The sequence below is a fragment of the Flavobacterium hankyongi genome (genome assembly GCF_036840915.1).
In the GTDB taxonomy this organism is placed as follows: domain Bacteria; phylum Bacteroidota; class Bacteroidia; order Flavobacteriales; family Flavobacteriaceae; genus Flavobacterium; species Flavobacterium hankyongi.
Map to the genome: position 1 here is coordinate 1,182,773 of NZ_CP085725.1, position 26,330 is coordinate 1,209,102.

The following is a 26,330-nucleotide window of genomic DNA, read 5'->3' on the forward strand; positions in this document are numbered from 1 at the left end:
ATTAATTATTGTTGAATGATGGGAATTGCAATTGAATCGCACTTTGATTATAAGCATTTACCGCTTCTGTGTTTTGCTTTTTAATATCAATCGCTTGGTTTAGAAAACTGATGTATGACCAATAACTCATATCGCCATTAGCATAGCTTTTTTGAGCTGTCTTAATAATTTGGTCAGCATATTGCAATCCTTCATTTTGATAATAGGCTACTGCTTTTTTCTGTTTCTCAAACTCATTTTGCAATTCTTCCTTTTGCAATTTCAAAGTCAATTTACTTTTATCTAATTCTAATTGAGATTGTGAAATACTTATCTCGGATGCCTTTGCACGAGCTTTATTTACACCGCCAAACAACGGAATTTGCAAACCAGCGGTAAAACCTTGAAAATAGGATTTGGTATCAATGGTTTGTCCAAAATAACCTAATCCCAGTTTTGGTGTTCGCAATGCTTTGAAAGTATTGGCTTCCTTCTGATATACTGAAATTTGCTGTGTATAATAATCGTTTACCAATCCTTCTAACTTATCCTTGTTTTCAGTTGATATGCTTGAATATTGCAAAGTTGTATTGGCATCGGGCACAATATTCTCTTCCGTTTGAACGAAGTATTGTAATTGTCTTTGATAGACAACCAAATCATATTCTAACTGTGCTTTTTGAGTTTCAATTTCTTTCACTTTCGCTTTAGCACTTATAACTTCGATATTGCCGCTTTCTCCAGTGTCAAAACGCAACTCGGCATTTTTCAGAAACTTAATGTAAATATCATTCAATTCATTATTCAACTTTTGAACAGAAACCCCATACAAATATTGATAATAAGCCAGTGTTACTGCTTTTTCAATTTCATATTCCGATAATGCTTTTCGCTTTTCAGCCAGTTTTGCTAATTCTTCCTGAAGTTGACGATTGGCTTTAGTGATTTTTCCAATTGGAAAATATTGTTGAATAGAAACATTATGGTCATAATCAGCACTATTAAACTGTCCGCCTTGATATTGAACTTGCAAAGGGTCAACTTGAAAAGAGGCTTTTTTAAGAACCGTTTGTTTTTCAATTTCCTTATCGGCAATTTTGAGATTTATATTACTCTTTTTTGCCAAAACAATGGCTTGTTCTAAAGTTACCGTTTGCTTATTTTGTGCAAATGAAAATGTGCTAAATAATAAAATGATTACTGTTACAATAGGCTTTGACATCTTTTTTCTTCTTTTTATTCCGTTTTCAAATAGCAAATAAAGTATCGGTAAAACAATTAGGGTTAGTAGTGTTGCCGAAAATAGTCCGCCAATAACTACGGTTGCTAATGGTTTTTGCACCTCGGCACCGCCACTGGTTGATAATGCCATTGGCATAAAACCTAAGGAAGCAACGGCAGCAGTCATCAGAACTGGTCGAAGTCGTATTCTTGTACCTTTTAAAACCCGTTGCAACGGGTCAATTATTCCATCTTCTTTGAGTTGATTGAAGCAAGAAATCAATACAATCCCGTTTAAAACTGCGATACCAAACAAGGCAATAAATCCAATTCCTGCCGAAATACTGAAAGGCATTCCTCGAAGCCACAATGCGAAAACACCTCCTATTGCTGATAATGGAATAGCTGTAAAAATTAAAATGGATTGCTTGACACTGTTAAATGTAAAAAATAACAACACCAATATTAAAGCTAACGCAACTGGCAATGCTATTGAAAGACGTTTATTAGCTTCCACTAAATTTTCAAATTGTCCTCCATAAGTAACATAATACCCAGAAGGAAGTTTAAAGTTGGTTTCTAATTTTTGTTGGATTTCTTCAACGACACTTTTCACATCACGGCCACGAACATTTAAGCCCACGGTGATTCTTCGTTTTCCATTTGCACGGCTTACCTGAACTGGTCCTTGTTCGTAGCTAATTGTTGCCACTTGAGAAAGGGGAATTTGTTGACCATTTGGCAAAGGAATAAATAAATTACTCACATCGGTTATATCACTTCTATTGGCTTCATTCATACGCACTACTACATCAAATCGTTTGCTTTCCTCATAAATTTTACCGGCACTCTCGCCTGCAAATGAGGAACGAATAATTTGGTTGATATCAACAATATTTAGACCATATAATGCAATCTTATTGTAATCGTATTTGACTGTGATTTGTGGCAGACCTGCTAATTTTTCTGCTTTTAAGTCGCCAATACCTTCTATTTTATTCACTTTAGAAATCAATTCTTTGGCTTTTGAATCTAAAATTTCTAAATCGTCACCAAAAATTTTAATCGCTATATCACTTCGGCTTCCTGTCATTAACTCATTAAATCGCATTTGAATGGGTTGGGAAATTTCAATATTCGCCCCAGGAATAGCTTCCATTTCCTCTTTCATTAAATTGGCTAAATCTTCCCAATTATCGGCCGAAGTCCATTCGCTTTTGTCTTTCAGAACAATAATAAAATCGCCACTTTCAATAGGCATTGGATCTGTTGGAATTTCTCCACTTCCGATTTTTGTTACGATAGTTTTTATTTCGGGGAATTTTGCTTTTAGAATTTTTTCGTATCTGGTAGTTGTTTCAACCATTTGCGTTAAGGAACTTCCTGTCATAATAGTTACATTAATGGCTAAATCCCCTTCTTCAATGGTTGGAATAAATTCGCCACCCATATTTTGGAAAACTACAAGAGCCAAAGCAAACAACCCAAATGAAATAGCTAAAACTGATTTTTTTAATCGTAATGCTTTTTCTAAAAATGGTGCATATATTTTCTCTAACCATGCCATCATTCTATCACTAAAGTTGGGTTTGTGTTCTGTATTTTTTGACAGAAACATTGCACTCATCATTGGCACATAAGTCAGTGATAAAACGAATGCTCCAATTACAGCAAAGCCAACCGTCATAGCCATTGGTTTGAACATTTTTCCCTCTGTTCCTACTAATGCTAATATTGGCAGATAAACGATCAGGATAATAATTTCCCCAAAAGCGGCACTGTTACGGATTTTTGAAGCAGAATGATATACTTCACTATCCATTTCAGCTTGGGTCAGGTTCTTTTGCCTTTTTAGTTTTTGTAAATGGTGCATTGTGGCTTCGACTATAATTACAGCACCGTCGACTATAATACCAAAATCGATTGCCCCTAAACTCATTAAGTTGCCACTAACTCCGAAATGATTCATAAGTACCACAGCAAAGAGCATTGATAATGGAATCACTGAAGCTACAATTAATCCGGCACGAAGATTACCAAGGAATAATATCAGTACAAAAATCACAATTAAAGCCCCTTCCAAAAGGTTTTTGGTAACCGTTCCTATAGCATTATCCACCAACTTACCTCTATCGATAAATGCCTCAGCAACCACACCTTCAGGAAGTGTTTTGTTGATTTGTTCCATTTTTTCTTTAACTCTTTCATTTACAGCTTTTGAATTTTCACCTTTGAGCATAAGAGCCATACCACAAACGATTTCGCCTTTCCCGTCTTTTGTTGAAGCACCATAACGTAATGCGACACCTTCTCTAACCTTTGCAACATCTCTAACCAAAACGGGCGCTCCATTTCGATTTTTAATTACAACCTTCTCCAAATCATTAATTCCTGATGCCATACCCACACCGCGAATGAAATAGGAGTATTGGTCTTTTTCGATATAAGCACCACCTGTATTTTGATTGTTTTTTTCGAGTGCTTCAAAAATTTCAGTAATCGTTACCCCAAGGCTATTGAGTGTGTTTGGATTTACAGCGATTTCATACTGCTTTAATTTACCACCCCAAGTACTTACTTCTGCGACACCCTCCACACCTTGTAATTGCGGAATAATAATCCAATCCTGAATGGTTCTTAACTTGATGGCATCATATTTATCTTCATACCCTTTTTTAGCATAGACATCATATTGATAAATTTCCCCAAGACCTGTAGAAATCGGTCCTAACTCTGGTGAACCTGCATAGGCAGGTATACTTTCTTTAGCTTGACTAAGCCTTTGAAAGATTTGTTCTCTTGCCCAATAAATATCTACATCGTCTTTGAAAACGACCGTAACTACCGAAAGTCCGAAACGAGAAATACTACGAAGCTCAATTACTTTTGGGATTGTTTTTACAGATTGCTCTAAAGGATATGTAATTAATTGCTCTACTTCCTGACTGGCAAGTGTAGGTGCGGTTGTAATAATTTGAACCTGATTATTGGTGACATCAGGCAAAGCATCAAGTGGTAAATTTTTAACGGAATAACTCCCCCAAGCTATTAAAACAAGGGTTAATAATAGTATAATGAATTTATTCTTTATACTGAATTGTATGATTTTGTCTAACATGAAATATTATAATGAATTAGAAAATAAGCAAAATCGCTTTTGCCAACATTTGCGGTAAAACCACAACTTTCTAACCCCGCCAAAATGGGCGGGGCATCATTATACTATTTGAGGGGGCTGCCAAATACTCCCGTAGAAATTGGAAGCAAAAACAGATTTATAAAAAGGTTCTTTGGTTTTAATAACCGTAGAAATTAAAGGAAATTCATAACTGATTACTGGAAAATAACTCAAAATCTGTGCACCACAACAATTGCAGATGCAAAAAGGCGAACACAAATCTTTACTCTTATCGTGTGAATGGTTGTCACGGTCTGACTGATGCACTGCCAAAGAATGACCCGCACTATTTACTTCCATATCAGCACAGGGCATACACGCCAAAGCTATCAAGTAAATCGACAATATTATGTTCAACCATTTCACGAGTGTAAAAATAGTAATAAAATTGTTTGTTTTTGCAATTGATAAAATATTTTAGTGCTTTTTGGTATAGTCTAAAATATTTTTTTAGCATTGCCTAAAAATTTATTTAGAACAAACATATATGAAAAATTACATACTCCTAACAATTTCGTTAGTCTTTTTAGGATTCTGTACCTTAACTTCTTGTGAAGATATATTAACACCAGAGCCTAAAATGGAAGACATTTTAGACGGACCAATTGACGGATTGTCATCGTCTGAAAGCTTGGAATTTATAGAAGGTGATGTTGCTTTTAATGAGGAAGTATTTACAGCAGAAACAGGTTTAGGACCTTTATTTGTAGCAACAAGTTGTGTGTCTTGTCATGCAGGAGATGGAAAAGGACATCCCTTTACCACTTTAACACGTTTTGGACAATCGGACGCATCAGGTAATCAGTTTATGCATTTGGGAGCACCACAACTACAAAACAGAGCAATACCCGGCTACTTACCCGAACAAATTCCAAGCGGTGCGTCATCTGCTAAATTCATGCCTCCTGCCAATACCGGTTTAGGCTTTTTAGCTGCTCTAACCGATGCGCAGATTTTAGCTGTTGCCGATCCATTCGATAACAACAATGACGGAATTTCGGGTGTACCGAATTACATAACACCTCCTTCTTTCTTTTCACCTAAATGGTTTCATCAAGAGAGTAACGGAAAATATATTGGCCGTTTCGGAAAAAAAGCAGCTGCGATTGATTTACTGCATCAAACCGTAAATGCTTACAATCAGGATATGGGAATTACATCTTCCTTTTCCCCTATTGATACCTATACCGGATTAGAGATTGACCCCGAAGTATCAAATAAAACCGTTAACAGTGTTGTTTTTTATTTAAGAACGTTAAAAGCTCCTCCGAGAAGAAATCAAAACAATGCTGAAGTGCAAGCTGGTGAAGCTTTATTCTCAAATTTAAAATGCGCAGAATGCCATAAACCGCAATGGACAACGCAAAACAGTGACATTGCCGGATTATCCAACAAAACTTTCTATCCCTACACCGATTTACTTTTACACGATATGGGAAGCGGATTGGATGATGGTTATACCGAAGGACAAGCCCTAACAAGTGAATGGAGAACACCGCCTTTATGGGGAATTGGTTTGTCTAAAAAATCGCAAGGTGGACAATATTTTCTATTACACGATGGAAGGGCAAGAAGTATTGAGCAGGCTATTTTGATGCACGGTGGCGAAGCAGCTAACAGCAAAAACGCTTACCAGCAACTAACCTCAGGTGAGAAGCAAAAGCTTGTAAAATTCATCGAAAGTTTATAGTATGGACAGAAAAGAATTTCTAAAGATTTGTGGGTTTTCCTGTTTGGGTGTTTTGGGATTGTCTGGTTTGATGCAAAGCTGTGGCTCAACCCATTATGCGGTTTCTAATATAAAAGATAATCAACTAATCATTTCTAAACAAGAATTTGAGATTACTGAAAACACAACTACACGATACAGAAATTATGTTGTAAGCAAAGTGGACGGAATCAACTACCCGATTATCATTTACAAAAACCTGAACGATACCTATACAGCACTTTTACTCCGATGCTCGCACCAAGGCGCTGAACTTACCGTTAATGGCGATCTACTCACCTGCTCGGCGCATGGAAGTGAATTTGGAAAAAACGGCGATGTCATTCAAGGACCCGCAGAGCAACAATTAACCGCATTTAAAGTGCTGACTGATGCACAAAACATTTACATTCAATTATCCTAAAATGAAATTACTTTACATAACTGCACTAACCTTACTTTTAAATTTTTCTTTACAGGCGCAGGTTGATTCTACAAAAGTTGCAACCACACAAAAAGACACCACAAAATTAGCTTTGAATATGGATGCGGTGTATGCACGTCCGTTTTTGAAATTAGGAAAATTACCTATTTCAATAGGTGGCTATGTGGAAGCCAATACAAGTTACTTTGCTACTGATGGAATTACCGAGGGAATGTCTTTTCAGATGCCGAGAATGACGCTTTTTGTATCGTCAACCATAAAGAACCGAATTAAATTTTTATCAGAAATAGAATTTGAAGAAGGGGGAAAAGAAATTAATATTGAATTTGCTTCGCTTGATGTAGAGTTGCACCCGTTATTCAATTTACGTGGTGGTATTATTATGAATCCCATAGGTTCTTTCAACCAAAATCATGATGGCCCGAAATGGGAGTTTATTGACCGTCCTATTTCATCAACCACCATTATACCTTCAACATGGAGTAATGTAGGTTTCGGAATCTTCGGAAAGTATGCTAAGAATAATTTAGTTTGGGCATACGAAGGCTATTTTTCCAATGGATTCGATGATAAAATTATCTCCAATCCACAAAACAAAACATGGCTTCCGGCAACCAAAGAAAACAATGAACGCTTTGAAGAAAGTTTTAATGGTGTACCACTAATTACTGCAAAAACAGCCTTAAAGCACAGAAAAATAGGTGAATTTGGTATTTCATGGATGGGCGGTGTTTACAATAAGTTTCAGGAAGATGGCATTCAGATTGACAAAAAACGTAGAGTAGATTTATTCGCATTGGATTTCAATACAATCGTTCCGAAATGGAAAACCTATATTAATGCCGAATGGGTTTGGGCTTATATAGATGTTCCTGACACTTACTCACAACAATTTGGATCAAAACAAAAAGGTGGTTTTATAGACATTGTACAACCCATTTTAAAACGTGATGTATTAGGCTGGCAAAACAGCACATTAAACTTAGCTCTCAGAATGGAATATACCGACTATAATGTTGGTACTTTTAATGAAACTAACGAAAAGATTCACGATGATGTAATGGCCATTACGCCGGGAATTAGTTTCAGACCATCGTCACAAACGGTATTCCGATTGAATTACCGTTATATATGGGAAACGGATATTTTTGGTAATGACCCTTCGAAAACGGCTGGTATTCAGTTTGGATTTTCAACTTACTTTTAATAAAAAAACGCTCCTAAAATTAGAAGCGTCTTTATGTGAACTAATAATTCAAAGTCATTCCAGCTCCAAACCCCATATCACTATCATAGTGTGTGCGAAGACTTAAATTTCGTGTAAAAATATATCTCAAATCAGCCATATATTCAAAATCAGTATTCCACATTAATCCCATTCGAAGTCGTTTTGAAAGTGGTATGTCTTTACGTTCCAATTGAAATCTTAAATTTCCATCTGTAAAAACTTCAGCTTGTGCTACGATGAGCATTGGTAAAGTATAGTTTACCCCTGCACTGAAGACTGCACGCTTGTCTTTAGTATCTGTTTGGTTAAATAGATTTTTCTCATGTTCATCAATACCCATTTTTCTGTATCTCCAATCAAAACCAATAAATGGCATTAACCATTGCATTTTCCCAATGTATCTGCCGATGTGGGTTTCCATCTCGTAACCGTGATGATCGTTATAACCTAAACGCCACTCGGAACCAATACTCCAACGTGTATTACCAAGCATAGCCTCACCATCAATTCCGTTGGTTGCAAAATCACTCTCACCCATAAGATGAAATTGCCTATCGTCTGCAAATAATTTACGTTGGGCTAATTTAGGATTGGGTATTAATGGATTGGGGGCTTGATTTTCATAGGTAAAAACTCTACCCATTCCAGCCATCATATGATATAGAATATGACAATGAAAAAACCAATCTCCATCAACATTTGCGTTAAATTCCAAAGTATCGGTTTCCATTGGCATAATATCTATGACATTCTTTAAAGGGGCATACTCCTCTTGTCCATTTATAACTCTGAAATCATGACCGTGCAAGTGCATCGGGTGGCGCATCATTGAACCATTATGCAATATGATTCTAACATTTTCTCCTTTTTTAATTAGTATCTTGTCTGTTTCAGAAACAACTTTGTTATCCAAACTCCAAACATATCGGTTCATGTTACCGGATAATTCGAAACGCAATTCTTTTACTGGAGCATCTTTTGGCAAAGTTGTTTTCGTAGGTGATTTCAGCATTGCATAATTTAAAGTGGTAATGTTAGAGAGTTTATTACTATTATATTGGTTTTCCGGCATTGCCATATTGTCCATTTTATTTTCGTTCTTTTTAACTGATTGCCCAGTAATTTCAGGATACATCACCACATTCATATCCATTTGGTTCAAGGACATCTGCATTCCCATATCATCTAAATCTCCGTTCATTTTCATCATATCATTCATCATTTTCATTCCCTCAAAATATTTGAGTTTTGGCAATGGGGATATTAACTGCCTAATACCGTCCCCAATATACAATGATGCGGACTTGGTTCTATCTTCGGCAGTTGCCAAAAATTCATAAGAAGTGTTTTCCGCTGGAATGGTAACTACAACATCATATGTTTCTGAAACAGCTATGATGAGTCTGTCTACTTCAACAGGCTCAACATCATTACCGTCATTTGCCACTACAGTAATTTTACCTCCTGCATAGGTTAACCAAAAGTATGATGATGCACCACCATTGGCTATCCGAAGACGTACTTTATCACCAACCTTAAATTGAGATAACTGACTTTCATTTTTACCATTTATTAGAAATTTTTCATAATACACATCACTCACATCCATAGCGTTCATACGCTTCCACTCGTTTGTAATTTTAGTTTTAAAATGACCTCCTCGAATTGCCTCTACATAACTTTGAGTAGTCCCTTTTTTAATTGCAAACCAATCCGTTGCATTATGAAGCATCCGATGTACATTTTCTGGTTTCATATCCGTCCATTCACTTAAAATTATTGGAACAGTTGGTAAGTCATCAATTCCTTTTCTAAATGTTGGATCATTCTGTTTTTTGTTCATTATAAACATTCCATACATTCCAATTTGCTCCTGTAAACCTGAATGGCTATGGTACCAATGGGTTCCGGTTTGGATTATCGGGAAAGTGTATTTATGAATTGTACCCGGTTTGATAGGCATTTGCGTAAGATTAGGCACTCCATCTTCTTTATTTGGCAAAAACAAACCATGCCAATGTAATGATGTTTCCTCTTCTAACTCATTATGCACATAAATTTCTGCAATATCACCTTCAGTAAAAGTTAATGTAGGCATTGGTATTTGACCATTCACTGCTATTGCTCTTTTTTCTTTTCCGGAATAGTTTACTATGGTATCTCTTACATATAAATCGTAACGTACTATATTTTGAGCAGTTATACTTAATGTAGTAAATGCTATAAGAATTGATAATTTAATTTTCATAAGTAATATTTTATATTTTAACAACAACCAGTTCCAACTTGAATTGGCGGGCATTTTACACTTCCGTAACTACAGTATACACAACAATCCCCTTCTAATGGACGTAATCTTTTTTTACAATTTTCACATTCATAAAAAAACTCGCAGGCATTTGTAGGCATTATTTCCTCTTTTTTATGACCGCAATTTGGACATGTAATTTTTGATTTTAGTTCTACTAATTTACCATTGTAGATGGTACATGTGTCGCAACCATTATGAAGTTTATTTCTGTAATAATTAACTATTGTAGCAATAAGAAGCCCAAACATACCAGCATATAAAAAATATACTTGATAATCATTATTGCAAAAATAATAGCTGTAAAAAATGACCAATGTACTTGGAATTGCTATTAATAAAGGATATAGACTTTTATGCCTATGATAGGAAAGAAAAAAACCAATAACAGAAACTAGAACCATACCTTGAAAAATCCACATCGTCCATCCGCCAAAAAGTTCAAAACTACCTAAACCTAAAGCAGATGCTGCAAATGCAAAAAGTGGAAAGCAACAAGGTGAAAATATTGCTGTGAAGAACATACCAATTGTTCCGAATTTATCTATATTATTTGCTATTTTCATTCTTTTTATTATTTTTTATTAGAGTTTTAAACTTCTTAATCTTAATGCATTTACAATTACGGATACAGAGCTGAAAGACATTGCTAAAGCTGCAATCATAGGAGATAGTAAAATACCGAAAACAGGATATAAAACTCCAGCTGCGATTGGTACTCCCAATACATTATAGAAAAAGGCAAAAAATAGATTTTGCTTAATATTTCTCATAACAGCATGGCTTAAATTCTTAGCTTTTACAATGCCTTGTAAATCTCCTTTGACTAAAGTTATTTTGGCACTTTCTATAGCGACATCTGTTCCAGTTCCCATTGCAATTCCAATATTGGCTTGGGCTAATGCCGGTGCGTCGTTTATACCATCGCCTGCCATGGCCACAATTTTGCCTTCGGCTTGTAATTTTTTAATTTCTTTGAGTTTGTCTTCGGGTAAACATCTTGCTTTATAAGTTGTTAATCCCAATTCATCAGCAACTGCTTTGGCTGTATTAACATTGTCACCAGTCATCATGATTACCTCGACACCCTGTTGCATTAATTCTTTTATTGCGTCTCTGCTAGAAGTTTTAATAGCATCTGTAATTGATACAAAACCAACAGCAACGCCATCAATGGCTATGTATGAAACCGTTTTACCTAATTTTTGTTCGGTAATGATTTTGTTTTCTAAATCGTCAGAAACTGTTGCCTTGACTTGCTCCATTAGTTTTTTATTGCCTAATGCCACTTTTTTATTAGTCACTGTTCCTATAACACCCTTTCCGGCAATGGCTTCAAAATCTTTTACTTCGATTAAAGAAATGGATTTTGTTTTGGCATAAATTACCACAGCTTGTGCCAGTGGATGTTCACTATATTGATTTAAGGAAGCGATGCTTTGCAATAAGTCACTATCGTTGTTATTGGATGCATAAATTTTTTCGACAGATGGTTTTCCTTCGGTGATGGTTCCTGTTTTATCGGTAATTAACACATTAACCTTATTCATATTCTCTAAAGCTTCAGCGTTCTTTATCAAAACGCCTGATTGTGCCCCTTTACCAACACCTACCATTACTGACATTGGGGTTGCTAAGCCTAATGCACAGGGACAGGCAATAATTAATACTGCAATGGCATTTATAAAACCATATACTAATGCTGGTTCGGGACCAAATTTTGCCCAAACAAAAAAGGTTATTGCTGATATAATAACCACAATTGGCACAAAGTACTTGGAGATACTATCTGCTAATTTCTGAATTGGAGCTCGTGAACGACTGGCATCATTTACCATTTGCACGATTTGAGATAGCAAGGTTTCGGAACCTACTTTTTCGGCTATCATCACAAATGATTTGTTTCCGTTTATTGTTCCGGAAATTACGTTATCGCCTTTCTTTTTATCAACCGGTATTGGCTCACCAGTAATCATGGCTTCATCTATACTGCTTTCCCCATCGGTTATTTTACCGTCAACAGGAATTTTATCTCCGGGTTTTACTCTCAATAAATCGCCTTTTTTGATGTCGTGGATTGATATTACTTTATCACCGCCATCAATAACCAAAGTAGCTTCAGTTGGCGCAAGTTTTAATAATTCTTTGATAGCTCCGCTGGTTTGGCTGTGTGCCCTTGCTTCGAGTAATTGTCCTAACAAAACTAAAGTCAGAATAACTGTTGTTGCTTCAAAGTATAATAATACAGTTCCGTGTTCTGTTTTGAATTCACTTGGAAAAATATCCGGAAAAAACATTCCGACTAAACTAAATAAAAATGCCACTCCCGTTCCAATTCCGATGAGTGTGAACATATTCAGATTCCAAGTAATAATTGATTTCCAGGCGCGGACAAAAAATACCCAACAGGCATAAAAAACAACAGGAAGAGATAAAATAAGCTGTACCCAGTTCCATTTGTCCGCATCCATTAGTTGCAATAAAGGATTATTGTGTGCCATTTCAATCATGGCAATGGCGAAAATGGGAACTGTAAACACAACTGCTATTTTCATTTTCTTAACCAAATCTTTATAAGTCCTTTGGTCTTCGCTTTCGCTTGGTTCCATTGGTACTAAATCCATACCGCATATAGGACAGGAACCCGGAGTTTCACTAATTACTTCGGGATGCATTGGACAAGTATATAGTGTCTTGTTTACGGTTAGTTCAGGTGCTTTGACTAGATCCATTCCACACACAGGACAATCGCCCGCTTTGTCATAGACTTTTTCGCCTTCGCAATGCATTGGGCAATAATATTTACCAGCGGCGTTGGTTGGTATAACAGCCTCTTTTTTATAATTATGCTCATGAGTAGAACAACATGACTTTGCAGCGGATTCATTAGTTGTAGTATCTTCTGTAGTTTTATCATTGCTCATTTCTATGGTGTATTTTCCAACAGTCGTCAGTGCTTCCTGCAACTTTGATGTTGGAATGTGTTTGTCCATAGTAATTATGGCCACTGGTGGGCTTAATGAAACTTTTGCTTCAATACCATCAATAGTATTCAATGCTTTCTCGACTTTAGAGCGACAACCATCGCAAGTCATTCCGGTAATGCTGTAAGTATGTATCATTTTTTATATTATTTTAATACAAATTTCTATCATAACTGCTTTTTGTATTTGCAAAATTTTGGGTTTGATTTGCAAGATTTATAAGTCTTCGATTTGCTTTCGTTTAATGGTTTTTATATTCTTAAAGTGTGTTGGTGAAAAGCCGGTTACTTTTTTGAATTGATTACTTAAATGTGAAACGCTACTATAGTTTAAAGAGTAAGCTATTTGGCTTAGGGATAATTCATCATAGATGATCAACTCTTTTACTTTCTCAATTTTCAGATTAATGAAGTATTTTTCAATTGTTGTGTTTTCTACTTCGGAAAAGAGGTTGCTCAAGGTATTATAGTCTTGGTGTAGCTCTTGGAATAGAAACTCGGATAGATTTGTTTTTAAATGATTGTTTTTATTTTGAACCAAATCAATAATCAATGTTTTAATCTTATCGATAGTTTTGCTTTTCCTATCATCAATCAAATCAAAGCCTACAGCATGAAGCTTTTTTAATAATTCGTTTTTTTGGATTTCCTGAATGTCATTTTTCAATTCAACTTCACCTAAATCAACTGAAACAGGATTGATGCCCATATTTTCAAATACAGATTTTACTACTATCTTGCAGCGGCTGCATACCATATTTTTAATGTGTAGCTTCATCATTGAGTTATTAAATTGTTTTTGCTATTTTATCCATGATCGAATGGTCTGTACCGAATTTGCAAATTGCATCACAATTGGTTCTTAGTTCTGAAAAGAGAATGTATTTAATATTCATTTTTGAATTTTTTATAACAGGTCTATTGAGTTGCTGAATGACATCTTTTTCGCGACTGTCAGGGATTATGATATAAAATACTTCATCACCATCAGAAATACTGAAATAAAGATCTGAAAGACGCAAAATCCCAGAGTAAATACTAGTGCTTTTTTCTACTTCAAATGCTCCGATAATGTTGTCAGTTCCTTTTTCAAACCATAAAACATCTATGAGTTTGATGGTGTTCTGAGTGTCTTTGTCACAAGGTAATTCAGGGAATTTATTTATAGAGATAAAAGAAAAATTTTGTCCGTTGAAAGCTTTGCTTTTATCATTACTTGCCGGTGTAACATCGAATCCTAATGATGCCCCAATTTTCAATAGATGGTATTGCATTTCACTATGCAGATTATCTTCTTTTTTTTCTTCGATAATTTCTTTTTGGCGTTTTACTATGTTTTTTTCGAATTTATGACGCTCTTCTTCACTCAGATAATCATCATTTCCTATTAGCATTTTTTGAGTCCCAATTTCAAAACACAATCCTGCGATTGCACCTAAATCATTGGATAGTTCCGATTTGAATTTTGAATTTGTTTCCAGTAGTGTCTCTCTAATTTTTAAGTATTCACTCCAGCTCCCCATTTTTTTTTTATCCTTGAATAAAAAATTAAAACCATTTACAATTGCCGTGTTGAAAGGAGGAAACCACGTTGGGTGCAAAAAATACAAAATACTGGCAACGGCCGGCCCCAATCCTTTGATGCGTAATTCGTCCAGTTTAACAATTTCTTTAAGTACCTGTTCTTCATTTTTTGCGTTAATACAATTTTCTAAGAATTGGCCAAAAGCAATTTTATTGGTTTGATTTTCATAGATATCAGGAATTCGGAGTTTTGGTTTCCAATAAAAAGGATGTGAAACCCCAACAAATACCTGTTTTTGCTCGGCAATGCAATTCAGTACAAATTCTAAGCTGCTATTTTTAAAATCGTTTGGGAATGATTTGTTTTTGATATCTTCAACAACCTGAATAATTCCGCGGCGGATAGTTCTGAATGCCTTTAACCGTTGGTCATTGTCAACAAACCAAGTATTATAAACACTCTCTGTATCGTTTTTGTATTGCTGTATTATTTGATTAAAATTGTTCATTCTTACTATTTAAATTACATTTTCATTCCTTCCATCGGGTTACTGCCTTTGCGGAATTTATATTCGCTATTGATGGCATAGGCACCCGTTATCACTACTTTTTGACCATTGGCAATTTTTGTTTTGATTTCTATCAGTCCATTAGTTTCAATTCCTGTTTCTACCATTAGATTTTCATAAACACCCGGTTTTTTTTCTACCCAGATGTAGGATGCGTTTTCTTCTCTAATTACTGCATCGGTGGGAATGTATATTCCTTTACCGCCGGAAATCATCAATTTTGCAATGGCCTGCATTCCCGGTTTTAAAATTAGATTTTGATTTGGTATTTCAAATCGAATCAAAAGTAAACGGGTTTCCGGGTTTATTTCAGGATTGATAAATGAGATTTTAGCGCTTATTGATTTATCAGGGAAATCGACAAATGTTATTGTAGCAATTTGGCCTATTTTGAGGCTTTTGAAGTAGTTGATATTAACTTGTGTTTCAAGCCAGAGTTTATTCAAATCAGTTACTTTGATGATTGGTTCGCCTTCCATGATATAGCTTCCTTCAGCAGTACTTATTTCTGAAACTGTGCCGCTGACAGTGCTATAAAATGTGGTATATGGGGAAACATCTTTATTACTTTTAATATTCTCAATTTGAGTATTGGACAAACCATAGAATAAGAGTTTTTGTTTGGCGGCATTCATTATATTTTTTGCGTTTTTTCCAAAATTACCGGGCATTTCCAGTTGTTTAAATGCTGTATAATAGTCTTGTTTTGCTATTGCAATATCCTCACTGTATAATTGAAAGACAGGCTGGTTTTTGGATAGGTAATCACCAGTGGATTTGAAATATAATTTTTCAATTCTACCCATTGCTTTTGAAGAAAAGGTTTTAGATTTTTCTTGATTGAATGTTAAAACACCTGTGTAGTTTTGTTCTAAATTGTTTTGTGTTTGTCCTATAACTTGAGTTGTGATATTACCAAGTTGAATTTGTTGTTTACTTAAACTTATTTGGTTAACCTCACTATCATCCTGTTTTATGGGTGTTAACTCCATGTGGCAAATAGGACACTTGCCGGGTTTATCTTCTTTTACTTGAGGATCCATAGAACATGTATAAAAAGTAGTTTCTTTATTTTTATCATGTTGAGAGTGGTCTTCTTTTTTATTCTCATGCTGAGAATGGTCTTCTTTTTTAGAAGAATTACAAGCTGTAAATATTAGGGAAAGCAATAAAAAGATGCCTATTTGATTTAAATTTTTCATACTTACTCCGTTTTAATAAAGCTTTCGCTATCGATTAAATATTGTGCATTTTTTGCAATAGTATCACTAACAGAAATACCTTTAATGATTTGAATATAACCGTTCAGTTCAAACCCTGTTTTTACCGGTGTTGCTTTAAAACCATTGTGAGATTTAACAAAAACAATTTTTTTATTACCTGTACTTACCAATGCGTTTTTTTGTATCCAAAGACCGCTAATTGACCGTGTTTTTATAATACCTTGCAATCTCAAACCTATCGGCAATTTGAGTGTATTGTTGTTTAAATAAACCCTAATTCTATTGGTTTTGTCGGTAGCATTAAATTGTGTTTCAATAAAATTTATTTTCGCTTCTATTGATTCTTCAGCATTGAGTTCAGAAGTTATTTTAATGGCTTGATTGACTTCAATAAAACTGCTGCTTTCCTGAGTAATGTTGAATACTCCCCAAACTTTATCAGTATTTACTAATTTAAACACAACTTCTCCTTTTTTGACATAGTTTCCTTCTTTTAACTCAAGTTTTTCAGTACTGTTATTCATACTTTGCATTGCAGAATTTGATGGAGTAACCATTGTTTCTGACCCTATGACAATTCCATTAGAAGGACTGTAAATGGCTATTTTAGGATTGGCTTTTTTTGAATTAGCTAAAGCACTTATTTGATTTTGAGTCATACCGTAAAGCAACAACTTTTGTTTTGATGCCTCAATAATTGAGCTGTTATCAATATCATTTGAAAGTAAATAAATAAAGTTTTCTTGCTCAGTTAAAAGTTCAGGGCTATATAAATCAAATAATTTTTGTCCTTTATTAATTCGTTGGTATTTAAAATTCACATATATTTTTTCAATTCGGCCACTTATTCTTGCTGCAATATTTACCGCTGAATTTGGGTCATAAGCGACAGTGCCAGGAAGATTGATTTCACCACTTAAAGTTGAATCTATTGCTGTTATAGTTTGAAATTTACCCACTACAAAGTTATCTGTTGGCTTGATGACATTTTCAATATTATAATCTTCAATAGCATGATTGTCAATTACTTTTTTTACTAAAGTCATTCCGCAAATAGGGCAGTTTCCAGGTTTATCTCTAATAATTTGCGGATGCATTGAACAGGTATAGACAACGTTTTGATGAGAGCTTGCGTCATGTACTTCAGGTTTTATGACATAGAAATAAATAGCAGAACCGATTATTGCTATTATACCTAGAATCAAACCATATTTTATATACTTATTCATAGTTACTTAATTTCGAGTTGTTTTTCGATTTCGACCTGAGTGTTTAGTATGGACTGCAATTTGTCGAGAGCGTCCATTTGGGCCATGTTCAAAGCTTCCCATGCGTCTAAGACAATGAACAAATCACCAGTGTTATTTTGCCAAGCCAAAACGGCGGTATCATAATTTTTGCGCAATGAAGGGATGATGCTTTTTTCGGAGATATTGTATTGTTTATTGAGGTTAGAAAGCTCTGTATTCATGCCCGAAATCATTCCAACTGTTTCATTTAAAATCATTTGTTTTTGCCAATTGAGACTTTCATTTTTAATTTGAAAGCTACTGATATTGGCTTTGTTCATTTTTGTTGACCAAGGCATGGGGATAGTCATCATGCCCATTAGTGAGAATTGCTGTGGCTGTTGTCCAAAAGCAAACATGTGGTCATATTTAACTCCAAATTCGGGTAGAAATTTTGATTTTTCTGCATCAATTTTCAGTTGGTTTACTTCCATGGTTCTTTTGATGGCATTTATATCACTTCTGTTTTTGGAAATTGATGAGGTGTCCAATAGTTGTGAATTGTATTCCTTTAGTTCGAATGCTTCTTCAATTTCAAACACCATATTTTTATCTCTTGACATTAGAGTGTTGAGCATAATTCTTTTTTGTGAAATATCATTCTGAAGCATTATAATCATACTTTCTAACTCATTATATTGAGATTTTGCTTTATAATAAGTGGGGAGTTTATCCATATTGTACTGGTATCTTATTTCCATGCTTTTTATCATGTATTTTAAGAGTAGTAAGTTATCATTGGCCACTTTGACTTTTTTGTTTAGTACAAGCCATTGATAATAATTTGTCTTGGCTATAGCATAAAGCTGATTTAAAGTGTAATTTTTGTTTTCTTTTTCAACAGATGACATTGCGTTCATATACTTGTATTCGGCATTTTGTTTTTTTGAATTGGGAATCATTTGTGAGACTCCAATCATATAACTGCCCATGCCAGGACTCATATCATCTGCTTTCCACATTTTGGTATTGTAGGGCGTCATAAAAAAACCGGTTTCTACTTGAGGTGCCATCCAGCTTTTAGCCCCTTTTGCAGCAGCATCCATACTTTGGATATCGGCATCATACATTTTTAGCTGCGGATTATCGGTTTTGATTGTGCTCAAGATATTATCCAGTGAAACAATCTGTGCATTAGCAATTGTAAAGCTTAAAATCAAAAAGCTTATAACGATATAATATTTATTCTTTAACATCTATAAGTTCTATTTTGCCTTTAGTTTTTAATTCGTGAAGTTTCACCATTTCAAAAACAATAGGAGTTACTAATAATACATAAATTGTAGAAGTAATTGTCCCACCAATAAGAGGAACTGTGATAGGTAACATTACATCGGCACCTGTACCTGTTGCCCAAAGTATCGGAATAAGACCAAATAAAGAAACAGAAACCGTCATTAGTTTTGGTCGCAACCTTTTGGCTGATCCATCAATAATATATTGTCTCAATATTTCTTCGGTGATAACCTCTTTGCTATTTCCGTATTTCTCAACCATTTTGTTCATCGATTCATTTAAATAGATCGTCATTAACATAGCTGTTTCAATGGCCATTCCGAAGAGGGCAATAAAACCAACCGCAACCGCAACAGATAAATTTATTCCGTAGAAATAGACCATAAAAACACCACCGATTAAAGCAAAAGGCACTGTTATCATTGTAATGAGGGATTCTTTCATGGAGTGGTAAGTAAAATATAAAATAAGGAAGATAATTATCACCACAATTGGTAGTATCATGCTTAGCGTTTTATTGGCTCTCAACTGATTTTCCCACTGGCCACTCCATTCAATGTAATATCCTTTTGGCATTTTAGACATCATTGAATTTAATTTTTTCTGAGCTTCTTTCACAGTACTACCTAAATCTCGATCACGTACATTAAACAGCACACTTCCCCGAAGCATGGCATTTTCGCTATTTATCATAGGCGGCCCATCGCTTATTTTTACCTCTGCAATGGTTTCTAAAGGAATTGGGCCATATTGCATCGTTTGGACTTGCAATTTTTTCAGTGCATCAATACTGTTTCTATATTCTTGTGCATATCTTGCATTTACAGAGAAGCGTTGTCGTCCTTCAATTGTAGTTGTCAGTTTCATTCCTCCGATAGCTGCTTCAACAACTGCATTAATATCGTCAATTGAAAGGCCGTATCTGCCCAAAAGCTCCCTCTTTGGCTCAATGTCAATGTACCTTCCACCAGTTATTGGCTCCGCATACAAATCTTTTACACCCGAAGTACCTTCGAGTGCTTTTTTGATTTTTTGAGATAGTGCATTAATGGTATCTAAACTTTCTCCATAAACTTTAATTCCAACATCTGTTCGAATACCAGTAGATAGCATGTTTATTCTATTAATGATAGGCTGTGTAAAGCCGTTGGTTACTCCCGGAATTTGGAGTTTATTATTTATTTCGGTTATAATATCATTCTTTGTTTTTCCTTCTCTCCATTCACTTTGAGGTTTTAATAAAATGATGGTTTCAATCATGCTAATAGGGCTATTATCTGTAGCAGTATTGGCTCTACCAGCTTTTCCCAATACATGGTCTACTTCGGGAATTGATTTTATCAATTTGTCTTGAACCTGCAATATTCTTTTTACTTCCGAGTTTGAAACATCGGGCAAGGTAACCGGCATGAAAAGTACTGAACCTTCATCCAATGGTGGCATAAACTCGGAACCTAAACGAGTAAACATGACTAAACCGATTAGTAAAGCTACTACATTAATTCCTAAAACCGTTTTCCTCCATTTCAAACAAAAAACCAAAATAGGAGTGTATACACTTTCCAGTTTTTTATTGATTGGGTTTTTATTCTCAGGACGAAGTTTACCTTTTAATAAAAAGCTTATAAGCACCGGTGTGAGTGTAATGGCTAAAAAAGCATCAACGATTAGAATGAATGATTTTGTCCAAGCCAAGGGACTAAATAATTTTCCTTCCATACCTGTGAGTAAAAAAACCGGTAGAAAAGACGCAATTACGATCAGTGTTGAGTAAAAAACACCCGGTCCTACTAACTTTGATGATTTTTCAATTAGTTGAAGTTTTTCATCAGAGGATAAAGGGTCGTGTTCCTTTTTAAATAAATTTTTAATTTTTTCTATCATCATACCAATTTACTTGTTATCAATCATTTCTTCTTGTTTCTCTGAGATTGTCCTGTAGGCGTTTTCAACCATTACAATTCCATCATCCACAACAACTCCAATAGCGAGTGCAATACCGGTTAATGACATAATATTAGATGAAATACCAAATGCTTCAAGCAATATGAAGCCAATTGCTACGGATATAGGAAGTTGAATTAAGATTATAAGGGCGCTTCTCCAATGGAACAGAAAAATTAAGATAACGAGTGAAACTGCTATCATTTCTTCTATAAGTGTTCCCTTGACAGATTCAATAGCTTTTTCGATTAACTCGCTTCTGTCATAGGAAGTTTTAAATTTCACTCCTTCGGGCAATCCTTTTTCAACTTCTTTCATCTTTGCTTTAACCGCTTTGATGACTTTATCAGCATTTTCGCCGTAACGCATTACCACTATACCGCCTACGACTTCCCCAGTTCCGTTTTGGTCAAAAATTCCAAGGCGTAAATCTCCACCCATTTGTACTGAACCTATGTCTTTTACCTTCACAGGGATAGAATTGTAATTTTTAATCGAAATATCCTCGACATCTTTACTGTTCTTTATGTAGCCTAAACCTCTAATGATATAAGACATATTACTCATTTCAAACTTTCGGCCGCCTACATCATTGTTATTAGCCTTAACAGCATTCATTACTTCCATCATACTGACATTATAATACTGCATTTTTAGTGGATCTAAAACCAATTGATATTGCTTTTCAAAACCTCCGAATGAAGCAACTTCTGCTACACCGGGAACAGTTTGCAGTGCAAATTTCACATACCAATCCTGTAAGGCACGTTGTTCCCCAAGATCCATTCCGTTAGCTTCCAAATGATACCAAAAAATATGGCCAACACCTGTACCATCTGGTCCTAAGGTTGGAACAACATTTTGTGGAAGTAAACGTTGGGCATAATTTAATCGTTCCAACACACGGGTTCTTGCCCAGTAGGTATCTACATTGTCTTCAAAAATGATATAGACAAAACTCATCCCAAACATGGAGGCTCCCCGTATATTTTTAACTTTTGGTATCCCTTGAAGATTAGAAACCAAAGGATAAGTTACTTGTGCCTCAATAACCTGTGGGCTTCTACCCATCCACTCGGTAAATACAATAACCTGATTTTCTGATAAATCAGGGATAGCATCTATAGGATTTTGTTTCACGCTATAGATTCCCCACACAAATAAACAAGCCGAAACCAGTAGCACAATTGCTCTGTTTTTTAGTGAGAATGTTATTAGTTTTTCTACCATATTTCCTTATTTTTCAGATAAACTGTTTTGTTTTATTGAATTAATCCAGGTTATTAATTCCTGTTTTTGGACTTCATTAATTATTGCATCGCGATGTAATAGGGTATATGAAGTTAATGGCATTTCATCCGATTTAATTTGTTTACCGATGGCTTCTAGTTTACTTTGCTGCTTTCGATTTGAATAACTGCCAAACTCATTAAAGTTTAACTCTTTTTTCCCATCTGTTATATGTTTTTCTACAAACATTCGAACAGGCTGAAGGTAATCATACCACAAATAGTCAGTGTTATTGCTGTGACAATCGTAACAAGATGTCTTTATAAGTTTTGAAATATTACTTGGTGCATTGGTTGTAATAATAAAATCATTTGTATAATCCTGGTCGGGATTTTGATTCAGGGCAGGTTGATAAAATTGTATTGCAACCACTACCAAAAAAAGTAAAATACCTACTTTCTTTAAACTATTTTTCATTTTATAACGTCTTTTTCAAACTGCCACAAGTAAGCATCTTAGAGCCATAATATGGATTTTTGATTTCTTTGGATTCGCTGATCCAAATAGCGCCTTTACCGTCGTCATACATTGGACAATGGTCCTGATATAATTTTTTATTTGAACCCAAAAGTTTTATTAAATCATTGATGTCCTTACTTAGTATGGCAAAATGTTCTCTTTGATGGTCAATTTTACCTGCATTGTCGCCAATATGCTCTGCGTGTTCTTTAGCATCATCAGCAATGTCTAAGTACTCTTTTTTCTGACTCGCGGTTAAACTAGTTGTATTAATAGAATTAAACGTTTTATACAAAGTTTTACCTGCTTTAGCTGCACCATTAGCATCATCTTTAGTTAGAGCGTTCTTGATTTTTAAATAATCATCAATGATCCCATTAGTAGAAAACGGAGTGGAAGAAGTTTGTGTAGTTTCTACCACTTTTGGTTCGACTGTTGAATTATCATTATGATCATGAGTACCATCGCTATGGTCATGAGATGGTTCTTTTTGTACAACTGGTTCTGTTAATTCCATACCACATTTGGAGCATTTTTCTCCTTTTTTTCCTGTTACTTCAGGGTGCATTGGACAAGCGAAAAGTTGGTCTTTTTGAGTATCGCTCATATTGTTTTCGGTAGATGTGTTTTCACCCCCCTCTGACTTTGTTGTTTTGTTACAAGAGATTAATGTTGTAACTAATGCTATTAAAATTACTACTTTTTTCATTTTTTTTAAAATTTTGAAGTTATTATTAAATAATTTTTATTTGTAACTATGTTCTGTGCTTTGTTCGTGATAATGTTTCGTTATTTCTTTAGGAATACGTTCTAGTTTTCTATCTTTTGAAAATATTGTTGAGATAGATTTTCCTCTTATTTTAAAAGTTACTTGAATATCGGTATACGTATTTGCATTTATTTCGTTAACAATAAAAGCTTCTGTATCTATACTTGTTAATTCAACTTTATTTGATTTTCCATCAGCAAATATTAATGAAGCTGTTCCTGTTATTTCAGTATTGCTTAATGGTTTCAATTTTTCATCAAGTATGAAAAAATATACTTTGCTATCCTTAATTAAAGTTTCGATATGATAACTTTTTACTTTTTTGATGGTTCCATTATGAGGACCATTAGAATTGTTTCCGTTTTGTGCGAATAAATTCATTATTGGCATTATTGCAATTAATATTGCAATAATTATTTGGTTATTTCTTTTTACAATTTCATTCATTATTCATTTTTTTAGAGTTAATTTTAAGAAACTGATTAATAATTAATTTTATTTGCTAAATAATAAGAATAAGTACCAATTGATGTATTGATATGGTCTATTTCCTCTACATTTTTAAATCTTGCATCTGAAATGTATTTTATCATTAAACCATTTACATTATCATTGGTGGTTTTGAAACCGTCAAGTAATTGAACTAAGTAAAATGAGAACCGCATCCATTTTGTTTTTGCTTTACCCCAATCTCCAATAATTAGCTCACCCTCTGGTTTTAGTATCCTATTAATTTCCAGTAAGCATTTTAATTTTGTGACACTATCTAACTGATGAAAAACAAGAGAACTATAAACCTTATCAAATGATTTATCTTCAAATGGCAACTTATTTCCATCATACAAAAAAAGCGGTGCGTGAATTCCTGCCTTATTTAATTTATACTCAGCTATTGATTTAATTTTAGGGTCAATATCAACACCTTGAACATCACTATCAGGAAATCGTTGTTTGAGAATAATAATGTTTTGAGCTGTTCCAAACCCAAATTCTAATATTTTTTCATCCTCTTTAGGGTTAACAAAATCTACTAACCTGTTTCTGAATTTTTTCTCAGGCATAGTTATTTTGATTGCTAAATCATAGTAATCACTTAAAAAATCATAACCCAATGCTGGAATAAATTTTGTTGTACTCATTTTATTTTTGTTTTTTTAAATCGAAAAAAGTATAGTACAGATTGAAATAAAATCCATTTGGAGCTGAGCGTACCATTGAACTTACTAATTCTTGACGATATGCAAAATCCAAACGTGCTTGGCTATTAAAAATAAATTGCACAGCAGGCATCACATCCAAATAAGATTTACCATTTTCATTAATAGTTTGTCCAACAAATTCAACCATTAAATTAATGTTTGTTTGTTTGTAATTTGTGTACTTTTTGGGGTACATCAATTTACCAAAAGAAAGTGTATAATTAGTTGCATTATCACCAATATTATCCGGAAATGGATAACTTGGTTTGTTATCTAAAGCTTTCTCAAAACTTATTGAAGAACTTATTGCAACTTTTTTAATCAATTTTGTAGCTATTAATCCTGTTTCAAAACCTGAATTGTGTCCTAAAATTTCAATCTGTTCTTGGTGAATATCTGCATTATTGAAACTATATCTACCATAAGCTGCTAATCGGAAATGACTATTTAAATCATCTGTAGAATAAAAACGATATTTCGTATAAAAACTACCACCTTCAGTAACCAAATCATTATTTCTATTACTTACAAAAGCAGAAGCACGAAACATTATATTTTTATTTAATCCATATGATACTTCAGGCATAAAATGATAATTATAACCCGATTTCATTTCTTCTTTAAAAAGTGACTGCATTACATTAACTCCGAGCGAATTTGCAGGAACATTACTTGCAGGGTCAGTAATTACAAATAATTCCTGGCTAAAAACATTTTGACAACTTATTGCAACAAAAAATAAAATAATCTTTCTCATTAATTTAGAATTTTAATGTGAAAATCATCTTCATTATTTGAAGCATACGTTTCGACATTCTTATATGATTTGGATAATTTTTTATATTCCTTTTCAGTAACATAGCCCTTGTCAATTACTTGAAATTGTATTTCGGTCACGTTATTTGGTTTGTCATTAACCAAAATGTAAGAATTTTTAGCTATGGTTTCAGGTTTTGCTGTTACAACTAATGAACCGATAAAAAAACCTGCTTTTTCTACTTTCTCCTTAAATACTTTTGGGCTTAATTCATTACCTTCTTTAAGTGTTACCGTGAATGTATTTGTATTTAAATCTGTTTCCACATTAACCACTTCGGGTAAGCTTTTAAGCTGCTTGTTTATAGCATTTGAACACATTGAACATGTTAGTCCGGTTGCTCTAATTTCAGCTTTTGAAATTTGAGCATTACTTTTCATTGAAAACATCAAAACCATTGATGCAACCAATACATAAACTATATTTATTTTTTTCATTTTTACTCTTTTATTAATTTCAATATTTCTTCTTCTGTTGGATTTTTTTTAATTAGAATACCTTCAGGGTTAAATAAGTATTTGGATGGTAATTCGTCTACTCCAAACAAAATGGCAGTTTTGGCATCAAAACCTTTAGGGTCGATAAGCTGCGTAAATTTTATTTTATCCTTTTCAATAGCTTTTATCCATTTACTTTTATCTGCATCAATCGAAATTCCTATTATCTCGATTTTCTCAGTATTTAAATCTTTATGGAGTTTTACTAATTTTTTATTTCCAAGACGACACGGTTGACACCATGAAGCCCAAAAATCTACAAGGATGTATTTTCCTTTGAAAGAAGTAATTTCTATCTCTTGGTTATGACTATTTTTTAATACAACTTTTGGCAATTCATCACCAATACTAATTTGAGCTTTCATTGAAAATGAAAACAGTATAAGAAGTGCTATGAAATATTTCGTTTTACCTTTCATTTTTTTAAAATCATTTTAACCTTTTGTTTTATGAAGATTAAGCCT

At 34.2% G+C, this 26,330-nt stretch carries 20 protein-coding genes and 2 pseudogenes; 3 read left to right on the top strand and 19 right to left on the bottom strand.

Annotated features, from left to right (window positions below):
* Window position 1: 1 nt before the first annotated feature.
* Together LJY17_RS05495 and LJY17_RS05500 are read right to left on the bottom strand one after the other, a co-directional pair.
* Entirely contained in the window at window positions 2-4,318 is a 4,317-nt protein-coding gene (locus LJY17_RS05495; protein ID WP_264542848.1) for a CusA/CzcA family heavy metal efflux RND transporter, read from the bottom strand.
* A gap of 99 nt (window positions 4,319-4,417) precedes the next feature.
* Window positions 4,418-4,744, bottom strand: coding sequence for a DUF6660 family protein (locus LJY17_RS05500; protein WP_319800119.1), 327 nt, complete (start codon window positions 4,742-4,744; stop codon window positions 4,418-4,420).
* Between the two features lie 121 nt (window positions 4,745-4,865).
* Between LJY17_RS05500 and LJY17_RS05505 the strand changes: the two genes are divergently transcribed.
* The 3 genes from LJY17_RS05505 to LJY17_RS05515 are packed head-to-tail and all read left to right on the top strand — an operon-like array spanning window position 4,866 to window position 7,738.
* The gene (locus LJY17_RS05505; protein ID WP_264542850.1) at window positions 4,866-6,068 is read left to right on the top strand and encodes a di-heme oxidoredictase family protein; all 1,203 of its coding nucleotides are present in this window, start codon (window positions 4,866-4,868) and stop codon (window positions 6,066-6,068) included.
* Between the two features lies 1 nt (window position 6,069).
* Window positions 6,070-6,510 (top strand): Rieske (2Fe-2S) protein, encoded by a 441-nt coding sequence (locus LJY17_RS05510; RefSeq protein ID WP_264542851.1) that lies wholly within the window; start codon window positions 6,070-6,072, stop codon window positions 6,508-6,510.
* Between the two features lies 1 nt (window position 6,511).
* On the top strand, window positions 6,512-7,738 hold the full coding sequence (locus tag LJY17_RS05515) for a hypothetical protein (protein WP_264542852.1): 1,227 nt from the start codon (window positions 6,512-6,514) through the stop codon (window positions 7,736-7,738).
* Between the two features lie 40 nt (window positions 7,739-7,778).
* Here LJY17_RS05515 and LJY17_RS05520 read toward each other — a convergent pair whose 3' ends face one another.
* From LJY17_RS05520 to LJY17_RS05605, 17 genes and pseudogenes are all read right to left on the bottom strand, one after another.
* A complete protein-coding gene (locus LJY17_RS05520; protein WP_264542853.1) occupies window positions 7,779-10,007 on the bottom strand; it encodes a multicopper oxidase domain-containing protein in 2,229 nt (742 codons plus the stop codon).
* Window positions 10,008-10,024: 17 nt separating this feature from the next.
* Window positions 10,025-10,243: a GDCCVxC domain-containing (seleno)protein gene (locus LJY17_RS05525; RefSeq protein ID WP_026726769.1), complete on the bottom strand. Its 219-nt coding sequence runs from the start codon at window positions 10,241-10,243 to the stop codon at window positions 10,025-10,027.
* Between the two features lie 51 nt (window positions 10,244-10,294).
* Window positions 10,295-10,633, bottom strand: a pseudogene (locus LJY17_RS05530) (MerC domain-containing protein); the annotation flags it as partial.
* A gap of 18 nt (window positions 10,634-10,651) precedes the next feature.
* Window positions 10,652-13,189, bottom strand: a complete 2,538-nt coding sequence (locus LJY17_RS05535; RefSeq protein WP_264542854.1) for a heavy metal translocating P-type ATPase — start codon at window positions 13,187-13,189, stop codon at window positions 10,652-10,654.
* Window positions 13,190-13,267: 78 nt separating this feature from the next.
* Entirely contained in the window at window positions 13,268-13,828 is a 561-nt protein-coding gene (locus LJY17_RS05540; RefSeq protein ID WP_026726771.1) for a helix-turn-helix domain-containing protein, read from the bottom strand.
* Between the two features lie 10 nt (window positions 13,829-13,838).
* On the bottom strand, window positions 13,839-15,083 hold the full coding sequence (locus tag LJY17_RS05545; RefSeq protein ID WP_264542855.1) for a hypothetical protein: 1,245 nt from the start codon (window positions 15,081-15,083) through the stop codon (window positions 13,839-13,841).
* Window positions 15,084-15,097: 14 nt separating this feature from the next.
* Entirely contained in the window at window positions 15,098-16,345 is a 1,248-nt protein-coding gene (locus tag LJY17_RS05550; RefSeq protein WP_026726773.1) for an efflux RND transporter periplasmic adaptor subunit, read from the bottom strand.
* A gap of 2 nt (window positions 16,346-16,347) precedes the next feature.
* Complete coding sequence (locus LJY17_RS05555; protein ID WP_231836801.1) at window positions 16,348-17,595, bottom strand: HlyD family efflux transporter periplasmic adaptor subunit; 1,248 nt, start codon at window positions 17,593-17,595, stop codon at window positions 16,348-16,350.
* 2 nt (window positions 17,596-17,597) lie between these two features.
* Window positions 17,598-18,851, bottom strand: a complete 1,254-nt coding sequence (locus LJY17_RS05560; RefSeq protein WP_026704796.1) for a TolC family protein — start codon at window positions 18,849-18,851, stop codon at window positions 17,598-17,600.
* Window positions 18,838-22,065: pseudogene (locus LJY17_RS15860) on the bottom strand (efflux RND transporter permease subunit). The gene LJY17_RS05560 and the pseudogene LJY17_RS15860 overlap by 14 nt, the downstream one beginning before the upstream one ends.
* A gap of 6 nt (window positions 22,066-22,071) precedes the next feature.
* Window positions 22,072-22,542 carry a heme-binding domain-containing protein gene (locus LJY17_RS05575; RefSeq protein WP_264542857.1) on the bottom strand — a complete coding sequence of 157 codons (471 nt, stop codon included), beginning with the start codon at window positions 22,540-22,542 and terminating at the stop codon, window positions 22,072-22,074.
* Between the two features lies 1 nt (window position 22,543).
* The gene (locus LJY17_RS05580) at window positions 22,544-23,293 is read right to left on the bottom strand and encodes a DUF3347 domain-containing protein (RefSeq protein WP_264542858.1); all 750 of its coding nucleotides are present in this window, start codon (window positions 23,291-23,293) and stop codon (window positions 22,544-22,546) included.
* 36 nt (window positions 23,294-23,329) lie between these two features.
* The gene (locus tag LJY17_RS05585) at window positions 23,330-23,800 is read right to left on the bottom strand and encodes a hypothetical protein (protein ID WP_264542859.1); all 471 of its coding nucleotides are present in this window, start codon (window positions 23,798-23,800) and stop codon (window positions 23,330-23,332) included.
* Window positions 23,801-23,835: 35 nt separating this feature from the next.
* Window positions 23,836-24,492 carry a class I SAM-dependent methyltransferase gene (locus LJY17_RS05590; protein WP_231836797.1) on the bottom strand — a complete coding sequence of 219 codons (657 nt, stop codon included), beginning with the start codon at window positions 24,490-24,492 and terminating at the stop codon, window positions 23,836-23,838.
* Window position 24,493: 1 nt separating this feature from the next.
* Entirely contained in the window at window positions 24,494-25,309 is an 816-nt protein-coding gene (locus LJY17_RS05595; RefSeq protein WP_264542860.1) for a hypothetical protein, read from the bottom strand.
* Window positions 25,309-25,806, bottom strand: a complete 498-nt coding sequence (locus tag LJY17_RS05600; RefSeq protein WP_264542861.1) for a heavy-metal-associated domain-containing protein — start codon at window positions 25,804-25,806, stop codon at window positions 25,309-25,311. Before LJY17_RS05600 ends, LJY17_RS05595 begins: the two co-directional genes overlap by 1 nt.
* Window positions 25,807-25,808: 2 nt before the next feature.
* Window positions 25,809-26,285 carry a TlpA family protein disulfide reductase gene (locus LJY17_RS05605; RefSeq protein ID WP_264542862.1) on the bottom strand — a complete coding sequence of 159 codons (477 nt, stop codon included), beginning with the start codon at window positions 26,283-26,285 and terminating at the stop codon, window positions 25,809-25,811.
* Between the last annotated feature and the right edge of the window lie 45 nt (window positions 26,286-26,330).

Excerpts from the sequence above, each read along its gene's own strand:
- LJY17_RS05550 (WP_026726773.1), bottom strand. The coding sequence starts at position 16,345 with ATGAAAAATTTAAATCAAATAGGCATCTTTTTATTGCTTTCCCTAATA.
- LJY17_RS05580 (WP_264542858.1), bottom strand. The coding sequence starts at position 23,293 with ATGAAAAAAGTAGTAATTTTAATAGCATTAGTTACAACATTAATCTCT.
- LJY17_RS05495 (WP_264542848.1), bottom strand. The coding sequence starts at position 4,318 with ATGTTAGACAAAATCATACAATTCAGTATAAAGAATAAATTCATTATA.
- LJY17_RS05595 (WP_264542860.1), bottom strand. The coding sequence starts at position 25,309 with ATGAGAAAGATTATTTTATTTTTTGTTGCAATAAGTTGTCAAAATGTT.
- LJY17_RS05545 (WP_264542855.1), bottom strand. The coding sequence starts at position 15,083 with ATGAACAATTTTAATCAAATAATACAGCAATACAAAAACGATACAGAG.
- LJY17_RS05510 (WP_264542851.1), top strand. The coding sequence starts at position 6,070 with ATGGACAGAAAAGAATTTCTAAAGATTTGTGGGTTTTCCTGTTTGGGT.
- LJY17_RS05590 (WP_231836797.1), bottom strand. The coding sequence starts at position 24,492 with ATGAGTACAACAAAATTTATTCCAGCATTGGGTTATGATTTTTTAAGT.
- LJY17_RS05575 (WP_264542857.1), bottom strand. The coding sequence starts at position 22,542 with ATGAAAAATAGTTTAAAGAAAGTAGGTATTTTACTTTTTTTGGTAGTG.
- LJY17_RS05540 (WP_026726771.1), bottom strand. The coding sequence starts at position 13,828 with ATGAAGCTACACATTAAAAATATGGTATGCAGCCGCTGCAAGATAGTA.
- LJY17_RS05555 (WP_231836801.1), bottom strand. The coding sequence starts at position 17,595 with ATGAATAAGTATATAAAATATGGTTTGATTCTAGGTATAATAGCAATA.
- LJY17_RS05520 (WP_264542853.1), bottom strand. The coding sequence starts at position 10,007 with ATGAAAATTAAATTATCAATTCTTATAGCATTTACTACATTAAGTATA.
- LJY17_RS05605 (WP_264542862.1), bottom strand. The coding sequence starts at position 26,285 with ATGAAAGGTAAAACGAAATATTTCATAGCACTTCTTATACTGTTTTCA.
- LJY17_RS05560 (WP_026704796.1), bottom strand. The coding sequence starts at position 18,851 with ATGTTAAAGAATAAATATTATATCGTTATAAGCTTTTTGATTTTAAGC.
- LJY17_RS05535 (WP_264542854.1), bottom strand. The coding sequence starts at position 13,189 with ATGATACATACTTACAGCATTACCGGAATGACTTGCGATGGTTGTCGC.
- LJY17_RS05600 (WP_264542861.1), bottom strand. The coding sequence starts at position 25,806 with ATGAAAAAAATAAATATAGTTTATGTATTGGTTGCATCAATGGTTTTG.
- LJY17_RS05515 (WP_264542852.1), top strand. The coding sequence starts at position 6,512 with ATGAAATTACTTTACATAACTGCACTAACCTTACTTTTAAATTTTTCT.
- LJY17_RS05585 (WP_264542859.1), bottom strand. The coding sequence starts at position 23,800 with ATGAATGAAATTGTAAAAAGAAATAACCAAATAATTATTGCAATATTA.
- LJY17_RS05505 (WP_264542850.1), top strand. The coding sequence starts at position 4,866 with ATGAAAAATTACATACTCCTAACAATTTCGTTAGTCTTTTTAGGATTC.